Annotated in this window: 11 protein-coding genes; 5 read left to right on the forward strand and 6 right to left on the reverse strand. The window is 60.0% G+C overall.

All coding sequences use genetic code 11. The features are described from left to right. Nucleotides 1-84 precede the first annotated feature (84 nt). Both ACTQ05_RS01160 and ACTQ05_RS01165 read left to right on the forward strand, forming a co-directional pair. Nucleotides 85-7287, forward strand: coding sequence for a DUF4430 domain-containing protein (locus ACTQ05_RS01160; protein WP_441537768.1), 7203 nt, complete (start codon nucleotides 85-87; stop codon nucleotides 7285-7287). Between the two features lie 9 nt (nucleotides 7288-7296). Then, nucleotides 7297-8187 carry a DUF4430 domain-containing protein gene (locus tag ACTQ05_RS01165; protein WP_441537769.1) on the forward strand — a complete coding sequence of 297 codons (891 nt, stop codon included), beginning with the start codon at nucleotides 7297-7299 and terminating at the stop codon, nucleotides 8185-8187. Between the two features lie 399 nt (nucleotides 8188-8586). Here the strand turns inward: ACTQ05_RS01165 and ACTQ05_RS01170 are convergent, their stop codons facing one another. The 3 genes from ACTQ05_RS01170 to ACTQ05_RS01180 all read right to left on the reverse strand — a co-directional run bounded on the left by ACTQ05_RS01170 (nucleotide 8587) and on the right by ACTQ05_RS01180 (nucleotide 11605). After that, nucleotides 8587-8994 carry a GtrA family protein gene (locus ACTQ05_RS01170; RefSeq protein ID WP_370450581.1) on the reverse strand — a complete coding sequence of 136 codons (408 nt, stop codon included), beginning with the start codon at nucleotides 8992-8994 and terminating at the stop codon, nucleotides 8587-8589. Between the two features lie 220 nt (nucleotides 8995-9214). Next, nucleotides 9215-9610, reverse strand: coding sequence for a GtrA family protein (locus ACTQ05_RS01175; RefSeq protein WP_427728966.1), 396 nt, complete (start codon nucleotides 9608-9610; stop codon nucleotides 9215-9217). A gap of 78 nt (nucleotides 9611-9688) precedes the next feature. Further along, entirely contained in the window at nucleotides 9689-11605 is a 1917-nt protein-coding gene (locus ACTQ05_RS01180) for a fructose-1,6-bisphosphatase (RefSeq protein ID WP_441537770.1), read from the reverse strand. A 318-nt stretch (nucleotides 11606-11923) separates the two neighbouring features. Here ACTQ05_RS01180 and ACTQ05_RS01185 point away from each other — a divergent pair, with 318 nt between their 5' ends. Beyond that, nucleotides 11924-12814 carry a DegV family protein gene (locus ACTQ05_RS01185; RefSeq protein WP_441535688.1) on the forward strand — a complete coding sequence of 297 codons (891 nt, stop codon included), beginning with the start codon at nucleotides 11924-11926 and terminating at the stop codon, nucleotides 12812-12814. 106 nt (nucleotides 12815-12920) lie between these two features. On the opposite strand, the gene ACTQ05_RS01190 is transcribed toward ACTQ05_RS01185, so the two are convergent. Continuing rightward, nucleotides 12921-14012 (reverse strand): hypothetical protein, encoded by a 1092-nt coding sequence (locus ACTQ05_RS01190; RefSeq protein WP_441537771.1) that lies wholly within the window; start codon nucleotides 14010-14012, stop codon nucleotides 12921-12923. Between the two features lie 188 nt (nucleotides 14013-14200). Between ACTQ05_RS01190 and ACTQ05_RS01195 the strand changes: the two genes are divergently transcribed. Then, on the forward strand, nucleotides 14201-14371 hold the full coding sequence (locus tag ACTQ05_RS01195; protein ID WP_441537772.1) for a hypothetical protein: 171 nt from the start codon (nucleotides 14201-14203) through the stop codon (nucleotides 14369-14371). 23 nt (nucleotides 14372-14394) lie between these two features. Here the strand turns inward: ACTQ05_RS01195 and ACTQ05_RS01200 are convergent, their stop codons facing one another. Together ACTQ05_RS01200 and ACTQ05_RS01205 are read right to left on the reverse strand one after the other, a co-directional pair. Beyond that, a complete protein-coding gene (locus tag ACTQ05_RS01200) occupies nucleotides 14395-15498 on the reverse strand; it encodes an RsmB/NOP family class I SAM-dependent RNA methyltransferase (RefSeq protein WP_441537773.1) in 1104 nt (367 codons plus the stop codon). A gap of 151 nt (nucleotides 15499-15649) precedes the next feature. Continuing rightward, on the reverse strand, nucleotides 15650-17800 hold the full coding sequence (locus ACTQ05_RS01205) for a methionine--tRNA ligase (protein WP_441537774.1): 2151 nt from the start codon (nucleotides 17798-17800) through the stop codon (nucleotides 15650-15652). A gap of 132 nt (nucleotides 17801-17932) precedes the next feature. Here ACTQ05_RS01205 and ACTQ05_RS01210 point away from each other — a divergent pair, with 132 nt between their 5' ends. Then, nucleotides 17933-18502: a DUF3267 domain-containing protein gene (locus ACTQ05_RS01210; protein ID WP_427719827.1), complete on the forward strand. Its 570-nt coding sequence runs from the start codon at nucleotides 17933-17935 to the stop codon at nucleotides 18500-18502. Nucleotides 18503-18547: the final 45 nt, after the last annotated feature.

The following is an 18547-nucleotide window of genomic DNA, read 5'->3' on the forward strand; positions in this document are numbered from 1 at the left end:
CCGATGGGGGTACTCGAGCGCAATATGCGCGATGACGTGGGGCAGCCGCTGGGCAATGCTCCAGGTGCAGACAGTAGGAGACAAATGGATATGTTTGAGGACGAGTGCCAGCGCGCCTCGTGGCGTCGTCATGGAGCGATTGCCCGCGGCATAGCCAAGCGCGGTCTGGTGGCGTTCCTGGCTTTTGCCATGGCTTTTGGTACCACGCCGGCGCAACTTTGGGCCGAGGGCGCCGAGGGCATTGCCGAGTCTGTGGCTCAGGCTGCGACGGCCGGCGAGGGCGCGGCGGCCGAAGGCGCCACTGCCGACGCCGGCGCGAACAGCGCGGCGGCAAGCGCTGCTGCCGATGGCGCCGACGCTGATCAGGGCGCAACTGCGAGTGCCGCGAATGGCGATGACACCGCTGCAGACAACGCGACTGAGTCTGACAGCTCCGCCGCGATGCCCGCTGTCGCTTCGGAGCAGGGCGAGCCGAAGGCCGCTGCCGCTTCTGCCACGACGCTTTCCAGCGTGGCCAGGGTCTGCATCCAGGACACCAAGGATGAGAACTACTCGTATTCCACGAAGTCCGGCGCGCTCAATGCGGGTGATACGCTCTGGGCCAATATGTACGATAAGGATGAGGACGACTACTACAGTTCGGCTTATTCCGTCTCCAATCCTGGCACCTGGACTTACACCTGGCTCGCCGGCACGACCAGGGCCAGCAGCAATGTCGCCGACTACACCGAGGTCGTAGGCCACGAGCAGTCGCTCACCGTCACCGCCGCGATGGAAGGCAAATACTTCATCTGCAAGGTGACCGCGGACGGTAAGGACTACTACGGTCCGTCCGTTTCTGATGGCTCGGGTATCAATGCCAACTTCATCCCCGGTCCCGTGTTGGGTGCCGGGCAGATGGAACTCTACAGCGTCAAGCTGAATAGCGACAGGCCGAGCATAGGCGATACCCTTACGGCGACGCCGTACAAGGATTGGTCGAGCCCCGCAGGCTCCGACGCCAAGGTCACCTACACGTGGTCCGCATCCACCTCGCAGTCCTCGGGCTTCACCAAGATCGAGGGCGAGACGGGCGCTACGCTCGTGGTGGGCGACGACCTCGAGGGCAAGTACATTAAGGTCGAGGCCACTGCCGGCGTCAACACGGTGAGCAAGACCACTTCCAGCAAGGTCAAACAGGCCGGTGCAGTGGACGTCTACGCGGTTTCGCTCATCAATCCCAAGACCAACACCTCCGTGTTCGCGGTTGGCGATACCGCCCAGGCTCGCGCCAAGGAGAAGGGCTCCTCGACGTTTATCGACGCGAGCAAGCTCAACTATCAGTGGCAGTGCTCTGACACCAAGAGTGGCACGTATACCGACATTGCGGGCGCCACGGGTGAGACTCTCGAGCTTACCGACGCTTTGGGTGGCAAGTACCTCAAGTGTAAAGTGTCTTCGAAGATCGGCTCTTCGAGCTTGACCAACTCGACGGGTGCTCTCGTTGCTGCTGCCGGTTCAATTAATGTCACGAGCGTGACTATGAGCCCGACTTCAGGCAAAGTCGAGGTTGGCTCCACGATTACGGCGACCGCCAAGGTGGATTCCACCGACGTTACCTCCGACTCGCATGTCACGTGGCAGTGGTACAAGGGCAAGTCGAATACCGCCAGCTCGTGCAACACGCCTATCGAGGGTGAGACCGGTAACACCCTGACGGTGACCGCCGCCCTTAAGGGCTGGTACGTCGTGGCCAAGGCCAACGGCGGCTATGGCGAGCAGAAGCCGTACTATGCGGCGGGTCCTGTCTCCGTCGCTGGCCAAGTTGAGCTTTACGACGTGCAGTTCGAGGGCTCTCCCGCCACCAATGGCGTGCACGTGGGCGATACGCTCAAGACCAAGGTACGCAAAAAGGACGGCTCGAACTACAGTTATATCGAACGTACCGACAATGTGACCTATCAGTGGCAGTATGCAAATACCAGCTCGAGCTATGACTCCGCTTACACCGATATCCCCGGTGCCACCGAAGCGACCTATACCGTTGACGCCACCTATGCTGGCAAGTACCTGCGCGTGAAGGTGACGAGCGAAAATACCGTTTCCAGCACGCAGAAGAAGAGCTCGTACGGTACGCAGTCCGTTGCTCCGCTCGGTCCCGTAACGCTTAAGGGCCAGTACAAGCTGGCAGGCATTGAGCTTGCCGACAAGAACGTTACGCTCAGCGTGGGCTCAAAGATCACACCGAGCGTGCAGGTTCCGGGTAGCTGGTCGGGCTCGACCAAGGACGTGCCCGACGATGCCGAGCTCACCATGGCGTGGTATGCCAAGGGCGAGGGCGATGCCGATTGGACCGAGCTCACCGACGGCATCGATACGACCGATGGCAGCCTGACCATTTCGGACGCGCTTGTTGGCAAGCGCATCAAAGTTACGGCGAACGCCCTCGACAACACCGTTGAGTGGGTTTCGCCCGATAGCGTTACCGCGGCGGGGGAGTATAACCTGCTGCGCGTGACCACTACGCCGCAGATCAATAGTGATTCGACCCATCTCGTCTCGGGAGATAGCGTTAAGGCGACGGCGCAGGCTAAGCGCGCCGACGGTTCGGCCACCAACGGTATCGACGTCACCGGTCAGGCGACTGTTGCCTGGTATGCGGCCGACGACGCGAAGGCTCCGGCGGCCGACTGGACGCTGCTGCCCGATATGTCGGGCGCCGAGGCGACGGTTTCGGCTTCTGCCGCGGGCAAGTATCTGAAGGCTGTCGCCACGAGCGGCAGCTCGATGGTCGAGCTCGTCTCTGCCAATCCCGTGATCGCCGCAGGCTCTCTTGAGGCCGCAGTTCAAAAGCTCAACGATTCCAATAAGCAGATCTCCGTTGATTACAGCGCTAAGGGCGGCAACGTTAACGACGCGCTGAAGGCGCAGCTTGCCGATCTGGGATTTACCGACGTTGACGTTAAGGTCTCCGAGGGTGGCGTGCTCTTTAAGGCCGAGGATGCTAAGGCCACGGTCGGCATCTCCGACGCCCAGGATAAGACCAACGGCGATGTGACGTTCTTCTACATCGACCCCAACGACTACACCGGTTACAACATCGACGGTCTGCGTAGCGCCGATGTGGTGTTTGAGCTGTCGCGCGATGGCAAGACCGTGTATTACCAGCCCAGCAAGACGGTGCAGGTTGCTTGGGACGAGGCTAAGCTGCAAGACCTTCTTGACAGTGCTGCCGAATCCCTGCAGATTGGCTACGCGGCGGGCGAGTCCGCCGATGGCGTGACCCAAAATGTCACGCTTCCGTACAAGGCGGGTTCCGCAAAGAAATTCTCTGTTGAATGGACAAGCTCCGACACCGATCGCCTGTTTGTTTCTGGTTATAGCTGGGAAGATAAGACAGGTAAGGTTTCGCGCGCATCGAGCGATCGAGACGTGACGCTGACCGCTAAGGTTACGGTTACGAGCGGCGACATCAAGCTTGCCGGCTCGCACGACTTTGTCGTGACGGTTAAGGGTGATCCCGAGAAAGTCAACGCCGACAAGAAGGCGCTCCAGGAGAAGGTCGATGCGGCCTTTACCTACGATAATATCAAGTACTCCGGCACCGACGTGGTCGCCAACAAGGACGGCTTGACCGCCGACCTGCAGATGCCGCGCACGAGCACGCTCAATATCGACGGCAAGTATTACGAGGTCAAGTACTCTGCCAGCACCGATGACATTACGTTCAACGGCTACAAGGGCACGGTCTACCAGCCGCTGCCCGGAGCCAAGGCTGCAAACACCAAGATTACCCTCACGGTGACCGACAAGTCGAACTCCGAGGTCACGGCTAGTAAGACCCTCGATTTAGCGATTGCTCCGCAGGACCAGGGTGAGCTCGATGCCGAGCTTTCTCTTATGGAAAAGGCGAAGGCCGGCTATGCTGACGCCATTCTGAATGGCCAGCACTCCAATGCCGTTTCGGCGGACATGCACGCCTTCCAGAAGGCGTATCTCGATGCCGACGGCAACCTTGCCTGGAGCTACAACAAGGCAACGACCGATTCGACGTCCCCTGGTATTGTTCCGGTCGATCTGCCTGGCTATGACGCGATGTCCGGGCAGGATTGGCGTCTGTTTAAGTCGAGCAACAGCTCTATTGTCTCCGCAGAGAACCTGAAGGTCACGCAGCCGCAGTACAACACGAAGGTTGTCGTTTCCTCGCGCCTGACGAGCGAGAAGTTCGCTCGCTATGCTGAGCGCTATCCCGACAATGCCACGTATGCCAAGCTTGCGAACCAGGATGTCTCGGCAACGTTGACGGTCGTGGGCACGAGCGGTCTAAACGATCCCGAGGTTACGGCGACGTGCACAGTTATCGGCGTCGATGCCAAGGGCAAACAGCAAACGTGGGCTGCCGCGACGCAGTACACGCTCAAGAATGGCTCGACGGCCGCCGATCTTTCCGAAGAGCTCTTTAAGCAGGCCGGTCTCAAGGCCGACTACGACCCCAATGGCTCTTGGGGCTGGGTGCTCAACTCCATTGCGTCGCCTTTCGATGCAGGCCGCACTCTTGCGTACGATTCAGCGACGGGCGCGTATTGGCAGCTGTTCATTAACGGTGTCGCCGCATCGGTGGGCGCTGGCAGCTACTCCCTCGAGGCGGGCGACTCCGTCGTCTGGTGCTACTCGAAGTACGGTGACGCTGCACCCACCGACCAGCTTTCGGTAAGCTGCACCGTTATCGGTCAGGACGCTTCGGGTGCCCAGCAGACGTGGGCGCAGCCTACGACTGCACTGGTGGAAGAGGGCGCAACTGCCGCCGATCTTTCCGAGCAGGTCTTTAAGCAGGCCGGCATTGGCGCCGACGTTCAAACCGGTTCGTATGGTTGGTTCCTCAATTCGCTGACTTCTCCGTTCAATAAGAGCGTGAAGCTTTCGACCGTACAGGTTAACGAAAGCACCTGGAAGTCCTGGCAGTTCTTCGTTAACGGCAAGATGGCCAATGTTGGCGCCGGCAACTACACGCTTAAGGCCGGCGACGAGGTTACCTGGGTCTATGGTTCCGATGGCGCCATGCCCGGTCAGGTCTCCGTCTCGATGGAGATCATCGGCAAGAAGGACGATAAGGCGCAGCGCTGGACCGATCCTTCGACGCAGGTGTTTGTTGAGGGCACGACGATTAAGGACGCCACTGCCGCCTACTTTGATGCTTTGGGCATCAAGTTCGAGATGTACGATCAGCTGGGCTTCTGGGGCGTTCACAGCCTTGTCTCTCCGCTTGACGGCGCTAAGTTGGCCGGCGCTTGGTCGTTCTTTGTTAACGGTGTTCCCGGACCCCAAATCGATAGCGACTACGTTGTCAAATCGGGCGACACGATCGTCTGGGCCTATGCTGCCGGCGACACGGTGCCTAATCCCGACGAGGTCGTAGTCGATCCGAGCGCCCCGCGTCCGACCGATTGGAAGTCCGATTGGGACGGCCAGTCCAATGCGGCGGTCGAGAACGTTTCGACGCCTACGGGTGCGCTAGCGAGCTCCTGGACGTTCGATTGGAAGGCGTATTCCGGTTCGGCGTATCCCAACGCGAGCGAGCCTATTGTCGTGAACGGCAACGTGTATCTTGCCGTCAACAAGCGTTTGCTAAAGATTGACGCCGAGTCGGGCAAGGTCCTTGCCGAGTCGAAACTTAAGGCTGCGGTCGGTTATACCTCGCGCCCGATTTATGCGAACGGTTTGGTTGTCGTCCCGCTCAATGGCGGTGCGGTTCAGGCCCTGACTGCCGATGCTCTTACGACAGTTTGGATTACCGATGCGGTGAGCGACGTTGCCCAGTCGAATTCTCAGATGACGGTTGATGGCAACTATCTCTATGTTGGTACCGTTGATGTCGATTTTGGATCGGGTACGTACAACAACGGCCACCTGACGCGCATTAATATGCTGACAGGTGCTGTTTCCTGGCAGCATGTCAATGCCAATGAGGGCTATTACTGGACAGGCGCTACGGTGGGTGATGACTTTGTCTTGGTTCCCACCAGTGCCGGTACCGTCGAGATGCTCAGCAAGTCTTCGGGCGATGTGCTCGGCAGCGTTTCGGTTGGGGCGATTGTCAACTCCACCTGCGTGCTTTCGGCTGACGGCAGCCATGCCTATCTCATCTCGCGCGACGGCAAGCTGCACGTGTTGGCGATTTCTGATGGCGACTCACGCGATGCGGATTCCGCTTCGCGAATTACCGAGGAGCGCGTAGTTGACCTTGGCCTTACCGGCTGCGCGTGTGCGCCTACGTCGTATGATGGCAACAAGCTGATTGTTGGCGGCGAGGTTGCTGGCGGCTCTGCGCTAGCGATTATTGATCCGGCCGACGACTTTGCCACGACGCTGGTTTCGTCTGCTGATGGCACTGCGCTTCCTGCTGGTGGCATCAAGGGTGCTCCGCTGGTGAGTGCTCAGGCCGATGGGACCTACTACGTGTATTTCACCGTCAACTATGGTGGGACCACTGCCCAAGGCAATTACACCTCGGGCGGTGGCGTATATCGTTACAAGTTGGGTGACACTGAGGCTTCTGGTGTGTTTAGTGCAGCAGGACACAACAACTACTGTGACTCGCCAATCGCTTGTGATGCCCAGGGCAACTTGTACTACATCAACGACTCTGGCGCGCTGTTCAAGCTGAATGCTGGCGTTAAGGTTTCGTTCAATGCCGGCGAGGGGTCCAAGGTCGATTTTCAGACTACGGCCGCCAACGGCTCTGTCGCCAAGCCGGCCGATCCGACGCGTGAGGGCTACACCTTTGGTGGCTGGTATACCGATGAGGCTTGCACCAAGGCGTATGACTTTAGCGCTGCGGTGACGGCCGATATGACGCTCTACGCTAAGTGGACCAAGAATGCCGTTACCCCTGGCGGCAACGGTGACTCTGGCTCCAATAGCGGCAATGGCGGCTCCAATGGCGGCTCGGGTAATGCCGGGGCTGGTTCTGGCTCCGGTAACGGCACAAATGGCCAGCAGACTGGCGGTGCTGTTGCTCCGGGCCAGAAGCCGGTATCCACCACGACCAAGACCGAGACCAAGGACGGCAAGGATTCCAAGAAGGATTCCGACAAGTCCGACAAGAAGGACAGCAAGAAGTCTGACAAGAAGTCCAGCAAGTCCAGCTCCAAGTCCGATACGGGCTCGGCTGCCGCGACTACCGCTAAGAAGTCCGCTGAGGCTCTGGCACAGCAGTCTGGCTTCAACCCGCTCGCCATTGTTGGTGTTGCGGCCGGCATGATCGGGCTTGCGGTCATTGGCGTGTTCGTGTTTACCAAGCGCCGGTAGGTGAGAGCTGTGTCCAATAAACCTCAGGACGCCGACTCCAAGCAACCCGACTCGTCGTTCATTCAGCTCGACGATGCTAAGCAAAAGGGCGCCGCCTCGGCGGCGTCCGCCTCTCGGCGCAAGGCGCTGCTTGGCTCTCTGACGGCCGTCTGCATCGCGCTGATTGTCGTCTCGCTGGGCTTTGTTCACCCTTCCGCCAGCGGTGCCTGGTCCATCGATTGGATCGCTCGGGCCGTGGCGGGGAGGAACGTTGCCGACTCTGGCTCTATCGCCTCTCGCAAGACGGAGACAGCGGGCTCCTCGTCTTCTGACGCTGTGGACTCCGAGTCCAAGGACTCGAATGAATCGGATTCCAAGGACGCTTCCGAGTCTTCGGACGAGAAGTCAGACAAGGATTCGAAAGAGAAGAAGTCCGAAGGCAAGGGCGGCAAGAAGTCCAACAACGCGTCTGCCGGACAGGACTCCGAATCCGCTGGTGGATCGAGTTCTTCTGACGGCTCCTCTTCGGGCGGCGGCTCGGTGTCTGGCGGTGGGTCTGTATCCAACGGCGACAGCGCCTCTGCTGGCAATCAGGGCAGCTCGCAGCAGCCTGGCTACGTTACCGTGACGGTCTCTGTGACGTCGAGTGCCGTGGGTAACCCGGTGTCTTCTGGCGGTACGTTCACCTTCAACGAGGGCGCTACCCCCTACGATGCCCTGTGCGCCCTGGGCCTTTCCGTAAATGCGCACGGCTCATCGTACGGCACGTATGTCGCCGCTATCGGTGGTTTGGCCGAGAAGGAGCACGGTGGTACAAGCGGCTGGATGTACTCTGTCAACGGCGTAACGCCCAACACGGCGTGCAGCAACTACGTTCTCTCCAATGGCGACAGCGTCGTCTGGTATTACGTAACGGGTTAAATGCCTTGACATAACATGCCAAACGGGCGGTTCGGACCAACATCCGAGCCGCCCGTCTTTATGCGAATGGGACGTCGTTTCCCAATCGAGGCTCAACTGGAAATCGCATCCCACTCTGAAGGTGAATTCCGGGACACAGTTTCCGCATCAGCATCCATTGGGAAAGCGCATCTCGTTCTAGACATCGATAACGGGATGCGCTTTCCGTTTCGGCGTCCGCGGGAAACTGCGTCCCATTCTGAGGCTGCAATCTGGGATACACTTTCCGGAACGGCGTTCATGGGGAAACTGCGTCCCATTCATGCACCGTAGCCCGCCTTCCTCGGCAGACTCTGCAAACAAAAAACCGGTTGGAACGAGAATTCCAACCGGCTGCGAAGCGAGATTATGTTTGGCTGACTACGACCGTGCGCCTTCGAGGAAAAAGCGACGGCTAAAGTAGTTGTACCAGGTGACCAGGAACGTGGCGATGGCCTTCATGGCCTGGTAGCCGATGCTCAAAAACGTGACGCCCACAAACATGTACAGGTCGTTGAGGCCCAGACCGATCACCGACAGGATGGTAAAGATCGTGAACTCGCGCTTACGGCTCATGCCCTCGCGATGGTCGAACACGTACTTCATGCTGAGCCAGTAGTTGACCACGACGGACGTGGTAAACGAGACCGTCGTGCTCATCAAAAAGTCGAGGTGGAACAGCTCGACGAGCGCAATAAGCATACCCCAGTCGACGCCAAAGGAGATAAGACCCACGACAGCGAACTTGAGGAACTGCTTGGTATGAGGTTGTGCCAGCGCGTTACGCACGTAATCACATCCAATGCGTTGATGAAACGAGCAACGAGATACTTTAGAGCTTTTGCATGGCAAACGTAAGGTCTTTGGCAAGAACTATACGAACTCGCCAAATATTCAAGAGGTAATCCGCAAACGCTGCAAATCTTCCCGTAAACGAGCAAGGCCCACGAATAAACAACGCTCGACGCGCGTCATCCGCAGGTCCCCGTAGTGCAACGAGGAGGCCGAGCTATTTGGTCTGCTCGCCCTCTAGGAAGATCTTTCGCGTTACAAAGTTGTAGACCATGACGAGTGCGGTAGCGCAAATCTTGGCGATATTGGCCTCGAGGCCCAGGCCGGCGTTGAGGGCAAGCACGATGCCGTCGTTGAGCGCCAGGCCAATAACGGATAGCACGACAAAGATGATGAACTCGCGGCGGCGGCTCATGCCCTCCTTGTGTGCAAACACGTACTTCATGCTCGCGACGTAGTTAAAGATGAGCGAGACGATAAAACCGCTGGTGTTGGCGATCAAGATGTTGAGACCCAGGCCGTAGTGGAGCAGATTCATGATGCCAAAGTCGATGACGGTGGCAACGACGCCGACGACGCCAAACTTTATGATCTGCGCAAGGAGCTTTTGCATGGTACCTGCCTTAGGGTGGCGCCGGGGCGCCGCGGGGATGACAAACCCAGCAAGTTTAACCAATCCCCGCAGACGGGGCTAGGCGCGCTCCTCGATAGCACCGTTTCTATATGCATCGAGGAGCTGGCGCAGGTCTTGGATCTGACTGCGAATCTTGACGCCGGTATCGGTGTCGCTCACCATGCGGCGCCGGTCGGCCTCGTCAAAGCGGTTGGTCTCGCTCTCGATATCGACATTGCGGGTGAGCGCCTCGGCAACAGTGGTAAAGGCCTGGTGCGACTTAAGGCGGCATCCGCGCGAGCTCGAGATGAGCGTGTAACCGGCGATGCCCGTTTTGGGGTGGTAGGCGCGACAGAAACCGCCGTCGATGACCAGCAGCTTTCCGTTGGCGCGGATGGGCTGCTCGCCCTTGGTGGTCTTGACGGGCGTATGGCCGTTGATGATATGGCCCGTCGGCGAGCAGGCCATGGGGGCGACGCCAAACTCGCGCATGATATCGTCGCAAACGGACGAGGACGTGGTGAGCGTGTAGTACGGGTCCATCGGCTCGACCCACGTGCTCTTGTCGGCAATGTAGGCGCGCTCGAAGGTGCGCACCACGCGTCCGCTGGCGGGTGAGTTAAAGCCGATCCACAGGTACCACATCCAGTCGAGGGCATCGCGGTCGCCGGCGCGCCAGGCGCGGCGGGCGATATAGTCGCAAAAATCAAAATAATCGCGGCCGGCGTGCCAGGTACCCAGGCAGTTCATGCTGCTAAAGGTGCCGTCTTCGTTGAGCGGTACGCAGCCGTGGAACAGCAGATTGCCGTTGGCGACCTTATACATGGAGCCGTGGGTATAGAGGAAATCGATGTGGCGATGCAGATGATCGGCGGTGACAAACTCGGACACGAGCTTGTCGATGATGTGCTGTTCCTCGGGCGTGAGCGTGTAGGGGTCCGCTGGATCGACGGTGGGGAAGTCGTTGGTCGTGAGCGGCCACACGCTGCCGTCGGCGAGGGTGACCGTGCCGGTGTCGTGATCGACCTTGTCGAGCAGAAGACGGTCGGCCATGTCGAACTCGGGGTGGCGCTGGATAATCTGGCCCTCGAGCTTAAAGAGCAGAACGTTGATGGCTTTGATGAGCGGGCTGATGGGCTCGCCGGCGGTATAGGTGGCGTTGGCAAAGGCGACAAGCTCGCGCAGCGAGATGCCGTAGTCGTTCTCGAGAATCTCGTAGTTGCCGTAGCGCAGGTTGTTGCGTAGCACCGTGGCGATGCAGGCAGGCTCGCCGGCAGCGGCGCCCATCCACAACAGATCGTGATTGCCCCACTGAATATCGAGCGAATGATAGGTGAGCAGGCGGTCCATAATCTTGGCCGCGCCGCCGCCGCGGTCGAAGATGTCGCCCACCAAGTGCAGGTGGTCGACGGCGAGGCGCTTGATGAGTGAGGCGAGCGACTCGATAAAGTCGTCGGCGCTGGCGGTCTCCAAGATGGATTCGATAATGCGCTCGTGATAACGCACGCGGTAGTTGTTCTCGTCCGGATGCGTGTGCAGCAGCTCGTCGATGATGTAGGCGTAATCGCGCGGGATGGCCTTACGTACCTTGGAGCGGGTGTAGCGGCTCGAAAGCGAGCGGGCAACCACAATGAGCTGGTTGAGCATGGTCTTGTACCAGGTGGGCGAGTCCTCGTGCCGGCTGCGGACCAGATCGATCTTCTCGCGCGGGTAGTAGATGAGCGTGCACAGCTCGCCCTTTTCGTTAAAGGAGAGCGTGTCGCCAAAGATTTCGTCGACATGCTCGCGCACGACGCCCGAGCAGTTGTTGAGGATGTGCATAAAGGCTTCGTACTCGCCATGCACATCGCTCATAAAATGCTCGGTTCCCTTGGGCAGGTTGAGGATGGCCGAGAGGTTGATGATCTCGGTGAATGCGGATTGCTCGGTGGGGAACTGTCTCGACAGCAGGCGCAGATACTTGAAGTCTTGCGGATTGCGATCGAATGCGACCATGAAACACCTTCCGATGTGGTTGGTAAAACTGATAAACAGCGCCAAACGTTTATCAGTATGCGCCGCTTTTGTTTCGATTGGGGTTAGGAGATTGAATTGTTGGCCGAACGGTTTGCTAAATCGATTTAGTCGAGGTAGATGTGGCGGTTGAGTGGAGACGTAGGGTCGTTTTTGCAGGCGCATACCTCCGGGATCGCTAGAGATGATGACGGTAAAGATGTTCACTACCTTTGGTTCAATTTGGTGAATAACGGACATTTGTACCGTATTCACGCATGCTGTGCGATAATTTGCGCAGCAATGAGTAAGGAGCCTCATATGAGTGATTTTGTCCTGACCTGTGAATCCGCCGCCGATCGAACCCGTGAGTTCTTTGCGTCGCGCAATATTCCTGTCGTGTGTTTTCATTACGAGATCGACGATGTTGTCTATACGGACGATCTGTATCAGTCGATTACGCCGGACGAGTTTTTTGCTCAGATTGCCGCGGGCGCCATGCCCAAGACGTCTCAGGTGAGCGTGGGTGAGTACGAGGAGTTTTGGGAGCCGCTTGTTGCCGAGGGTAAAGACGTGCTGCACCTGACGTTGTCGTCGGGTATTTCGGGCACGTATGGATCGGCCTGCGTTGCGGCGCAGATGCTCGCGGATCGCTATCCCCAGGGCGGCAAGGTGCGCGTCATCGATTCGCTGGCGGCGTCTTCGGGCCTTGGCCTGCTGGCGGAATGTGCCGCCGACGTTCGCGATGGCGGCGCTTCGCTCGACGAGACGGCCGCTTGGATTGAGGAGCATAAACTCAACCTGCACCACTGGTTCTTCTCGACCGATCTGTCGAGCTATCTGCGCGGCGGTCGCATTTCGGCCGCGAGCGCGATTATCGGCACGGCGCTCAAGATTTGCCCGCTTATGACGGTCGATTGCGAAGGTGAGCTGGCGCCGCGTGAGAAGATTCGCACCAAGAAGCGTGCGATTTCCGAGATGGCTAAGACCATGATGGCACACGTGCAGGGCGGTGCGGATTATTCGGGTAAGTGCATCATGTCGCACTCGGCGTGTCGCGAGGATGCCGAGGCAGTTGCGGCGCTGATAGAGGAACAGGTTCCGCAGCTTAAAGGCAAGATTGAGATTAATGACATCGGTACTCTGATTGGCTCGCATACCGGACCTGGTACGGTGGCGCTCTTCTTTATGGGCGACAAGCGCGTGGACTAACGTTTGTGGGCTGGCTGACGGTTTTAACGGCTACGCCTGTCCTCCTGACATTTGATAACAGAAAAAGGCCCGTCCCGTTGTTTGCGGGGCGGGCCAAGATGTTTTGCTAGCGTTTCTTTCCGCGGAAGAAGAAACCGTGTAGCGAGGGCTTGAGTCCGCGGTTGGCACGACGCTCCGCGATATGATCGTGGATCGAGGCGACGCGTTCGATGACCTCGTCGGGAATCGGCACGTCGGGATTCATGTTCTCGACCTGGCTGACCTCGGCGGCGGCGACCTGGTCGATAATGGGCACATCGTCGCGCGAGATGACAGGCGTGGCGTCTTCCTTCATCTTGCGGTAGCGCTCCATCATGTCGGTTTGCAGCTGCTGGGCCGAAGGCGGCGTCCAGATGATAGCGTTGGCGCCGGCGGCGATGGTTTCGCGGATGCTCTCGGGCGTCTTGCCACCCGGTGCGATGAGCGGCAGGCTGGGATAGTGCTCTCGCAGCTCGCGTAGGACCTGGGGTGTGTTTTTGCCGGCGGCGATGTTGAGGATCTTGGCCCCGGCGCGCACCTTGGCGTGGGCATCGTCATCGCAGCGAACGACCGTGGCGATGACGGGGATGTCGGCGATGTTGGTGATGTGCTCGACCATCTCGGCGGTAGCGGGGGAGTTGACCACGCAGCCCGCCGCGCCTTGCATCTCGGAGACGGCCGCCATCTGCACGGAGCGCTTACCGGTGGTGGTACCGCCGCCAACGCCCACAAAGACCGGGCACTCGGCAACAGTCAGCAGCGCCTGCGTAATGGCGGGCTGCGGCGTGAAGGGGTAGACGGCAAACACGGCGTCGGCATTGGAGTTGCGGATGACCGCCACGTCGGTGGTATAGATGAGCGATTTGATGCGGCGTCCAAAGAGCGTAAAGCCGCTGGCCTCCTCGATCTCATCGGGCATGCGGAGGGCCGCCTTGCGCAGGCGCCCGTCGATGGGCAGCGGCTCCATGGGCAAAAGGCCGCTGGGGGTTACAGCCACCTGGGGCTCGGTAAATTCGTCCGCAAGCTCAACCTCTGAGAAATCGACCGAGGCGACGATGTCCTCGTGAACCTCGGCGGGAACATCGATGGGGGCTTGGTCGTTCGTCGCGGCGGGCGTGTCGAAGGAGCTGGTGGCGACAAAAGCGTCAACACGCTCGTTCAAATCGTTGAGAGAATCCATTGCGGTCCGTTTCTATAATGTGCGGTCGGCAGCGTGCGACCGGCGCTACGTTGCTAAAACGTTTGACGTGTTGATTTTTCCCCGCCGCGCCATCCGTTAGACTGAAGGGCCGCGAACGTGAAGGAGCTGTGGTGGCGGGAATCGAGGTGCTATCTTGGATGTCCCGTTTATAAGAGAGGTGGCGCGGTATGGAAATCACGACAATATTGAGCTCGATTGGCCTATGCGTGGGCGCAATCGTAGCCGCCGCGGTCATCTACTTTGTGGTTACGGCCATTAAGGGCAAAAAGGCCGAGCGCAAGGAGCGTGAAGCGCTTGCGCGGCATAAGGACCAGCAGGACAGGCGCGCACGGCGATAGTCTGTTGAGTTTGAATCCGTGCGCTAGCTGCGTTTTCGGATCAGAGCGATGTAGAAGCCCTCAAAGTCGCGGCTGGGTGGGATGGTCAGCGTGCCGGGCATGCCGTTGGCGACGGTCGAGACGTGGCCGGTGGCGATGGCCTCGGTGAGGGCGTTGCTCTCGACGCGTGGCTCTTCGCCAGCTTCCTGGGCGCGACGCGCTTCGCTTTCGCTCGGCGTGCCGTCGAGGGGAATGAGCTCGCAGTCCATGTGTTTGTCGAGGGCCTCTTGCAGGGCGTCCTCGTTTTCCTGCGGCAAGATCGAACAAGTCGAATAGACGAGCGTGCCGCCCGGCTTGAGGGCGCCCATGGCGCGGTCCAGAAGCGCGCGCTGCGAGCGGGCACACTTGCAGAGCAGCTGCTCGGTCAGGCCGCGCAGGCTTTTCTCGTTGCCGCTGATGACGGTGCCCGTGCCGGTACAGGGGGCGTCGAGCAGGATGCGGTCAAAGCGGAAGAACTCGTCAAGCTCGCGTGCGTCGATGCGCATGACGGGCACGTTTTTGGCGCCCTGGCGGTCCAAGTTGGCCTCGAGCTTTTCGGCGCGGGGAATGCTCATCTCGCAGGCGGTGAGGTGCGCCTGTCCCTGGGTGAGAGAGGCGATCTGCGTCGTCTTGCCGCCGGGGGCCGCGCACATGTCCAGGATATCCTCGCCGGCCTGAGCGCCCAGCACCAAAGGAGGCATCATGGACGACAGGCTCTGCAGATAGATTTTGCCGTTGCGGTAGATGTCGAGATCCCACAGATCGGATACCTGGGCCTCGGGCAGGATGAAAGCGTCCGGGTACCAGGCAACGGTTTGGTGGGCGATGCCGGCTGCGTCGAGCGCGGCGGCGATGTCCTCGGCGGTCGCCTTGAGCGTGTTGGCGCGCAGCGTGACCGGTCGCGTGGCGGCGGCGCCAAAGCCCTCGATCATGAGCTCGGCATCGGCAGGCGCATAGGCGCCGGCGACCGTGTCGACCATAAAGCGCGGCAGGTCGGCGGCGGAGTGTTGGGCGGCAAGCTGGTCGGAAAGCTCGGTGGCGGCAAACTGCCTAAGCTTGAGCTCGGGCTTAACCTGCTTTTTCTGCTTACGACGACGCGGCTTGGACATCCGTCTTTCCTTCCCATTCCATTAAAAGTAGTCAATTTGGGACGGGGCTATTTTAGCTACCCGTCCGTTTCGGCAGGCGTTGCAGTTAAATTTGGGACGGGGTAGCTAAAATAGCCCCGTCCCAAATTGACTAGTCTGCCTTGGCGTTTGTCTAGTACTGGCTCTCGTGCTTGCTGAAGAAGTCGAAGCGCGGGGGCAGCGGCTTTACGCGGTGCTCGCCGGGCTTCTCGCCCAGGCTCTCCACAAACTCGTCCGTGGAGGCAAAGATGTTGTCCCAGCTAAAGAAGGCGACCGGATCGACGTCGAAGTACTCGCAGATGAGCTCGCAGCCGGCCGGGACGATGCCGTGCATCAGGACGGTCGCCACGCGCAGCTCGGTAAAGGCGTCGACCAGTGCCTGCGTCATTGCGGTGTTTGCCTCGCTACCCTCGAGCTTGTTGGCAGCCTTGGAGGCGTCGCTCCAGCGCTTGTTGGCGGCACGCAGGTAGTCGTCGCACACGGCGAGCGCGCGGTGCGTCTCGAACTTGTACATGGCCTGCTCAAAGGCGAGAGCTGCCTGCTCGGCGGCTTCGACCACGGTGGCGGAGGCGGCACCGGCGGGGATGCAGCCGTTGCGGTAGGGGCTCTCGTCGCCCTCCTTGACGGCGACGCCGTAGAAGCAGCTGCGGGCCAGGCGGTTGAACACGCCGGTCAAAAGCGCGCTCTCCTTAAGGGCCGGGTCGATAACGCGCTTGTCGTCGCAGGCGCGCACCTCGTTGCCGTCCTTGTCCTTGCCGGTCACGCGTGTGTCATATGCCTTGGGGCTAAAGCTCACCGGCTTCTCGGACAGGCCGAGCGACAGCCAATGCGCGCGCATCTGCTCGCAGGTGTAGTGGTTGAGCAGGTCGTCTGCCGGCGGGGGAGGCGTCTGCGAGGACGAGCTGGCTTTTTTGCCCATGTAGAGCAGGTGATAGCAGGCGCTGACGGTGCTCTGCGTGAGGTTCCAACCCAGGGCCTCCCACATGGCGGTCTGCGCGATGCAGTAGAAGTAGATGTTGTCCTGACCGATAAACTGGTAGATCTGTGCGTCATCCGAGCACCACCAGTCGCGCCAGTCGAGCGAGCTGTGCTGGTAGGTGGGCGCGGGGACCTGGGTGGAATCGGCGGCGGGCTCGCCCATGAGGGCGGCATCCTGGGCGGCGACGCCCTCGGTCACGCCGGCGGCGCGGGCATCGCGGGCGAGCACGGTGCGGGTGTAGCTGATGGGCGCCCACAGGCTCTCGGGCCAGCACCAGCAGGTGACGTCGGAGACGCCATCGACCTCGGGCACCGGAACGCCCCAGTCGATGTTGCCGGTGATGCGGAAGGGCACGAGCGCCTTGCCGCTACGGAAGCGCACGCCGCCGTTGGCGAGCACCGCGTGGGCGTCGTCGCGCTCCTTCCAGCTGGGGAAGGTGACGGTAAAACTGCTCTTGTTGCCCTCGGGCTCCAGCACGGTGTGCTCGGGGAGCTGGTCCTCGACGGCATCGAAGGCCTCGCGGAACTTGTTCTGGATGTAGAGTTGTGCCGGCAGCAGCCACTCCTCCATGGTCTTGGAGACCACGGAGCGAACCTGCGGGTTCTGGGCGAGCTTGGCGGTGTAGGTCTTCATAAAGTCGAGGTAGGCGGGCAGGTCGAAGTAGAGGTTGTCGACCGGGCGCAGCTCGGGCACCTCGCCGGTGAGCTGGCTCTTGGGCGCGATGAGCTCCTCGGGCTCAAACTGGTGGCCCAGGTCGCACTCGTCGGCATAAGCCTTCTCGGACTTGCAACCTTGGATGGGGCAGCGGCCGATGACCTGGCGACCGTTGAGGAACGTGCCGGCCTTGGCGTCGTAGAACTGAAGGGTAGAGCGCTTGGAGATGGTGCCCTGCTCGTGCAGGCGCTCGATAATCTCGGCGGTCACCTTGTTGTGAATCTGGGCCGCCGGCTCAAGGCCCGAGCCGCCGTAGATGTCGCAGCTGATGTTGTAGTTGTTGAGGGTCGCGGCCTGACGAGAGTGATTGGACTCGACATACTCGCTAATGGACTTATCGTAGCCCTCGTTCTCCTTGAGCTTGCGGTAGCTCTCCATGATGGGCGAGCCGTAGCAGTCGGTGCCCGAGGTGAAGATGACGTTCTCGCGGCCCAGGCGGTCGCGCAGGAAGCGGGCGAAGAAGTCGGCCGGAACAAAGACGCCGCCAACGTGGCCAAAGTGAAGGCCCTTGTTGCCATAGGGCTCGCCGGCGGTTACGATGGCGCGGCGAGGCCAGCTGGGACGGTCGTTCATGGAGTATTTGGATGCCATGGGACTCCTTCGCATATGGTGAGAGCGTGGCCGGGCGCGGGGCTCGGCGACGCGGTGGTCAATTCGTGCATATCGTTCGACATTATCGCACATGCGGACGGGTACGTGGCAGGGGCGCTATCCTAAGATGCTATGAATGAGATTTCCAACATACATGCGTTTGAAGACGAGGATTTCCTGCACGCTTGCTTTGTGTGGGGGATGGCCGTGCTTGGCGCATTTGCCGTGTGCCTGGTGCCGGTGTTTATGCTGCTGGGTGGGCCCGCGGACTTGGATGCGGCTGACGCGGGTGGCTGGACGGCTGTCTTAGGCTGGATAGTCGGCTTGGCTGCGGTTTCGGCGGCGTCATTTGCCGTGCACGAGTTGGTGCACGGCGTGTTCTTTAAGCTGCTGGCTCCTGCGGGCGCGCAGGTGACCTTTGGGGCGAACCTCGAGACATGCATGATCTATGCCTGCGCCGAGGGCGTTGTGTATTCGCGCCGGCGGTACATGGCAGTTTGTCTGGCGCCGACGGTTGTCGTGACGACAGCGTTTACCCTGGGGTTTGCGTTTTCGGGCTATCCGCTGCTGTGCTACCTGGCGGCCGGCTTGCATTTGTCGGGCTGTGTGGGCGACTGGTATTACGTGCGGACCATTTTGCGCGACCGCCGCATTGTCGCCTGCGAGGACACGTCCTTTGGCGTGCGCTTTTTTGGTCAGTAGTCTTTTTGGGACGGGGCTATTTTGACTACTTTTTGGAGATGGGTA

It is taken from the genome of Collinsella sp. LCP21S3_A9 (assembly GCF_052118785.1).
In the GTDB taxonomy this organism is placed as follows: Bacteria; Actinomycetota; Coriobacteriia; order Coriobacteriales; family Coriobacteriaceae; genus Collinsella.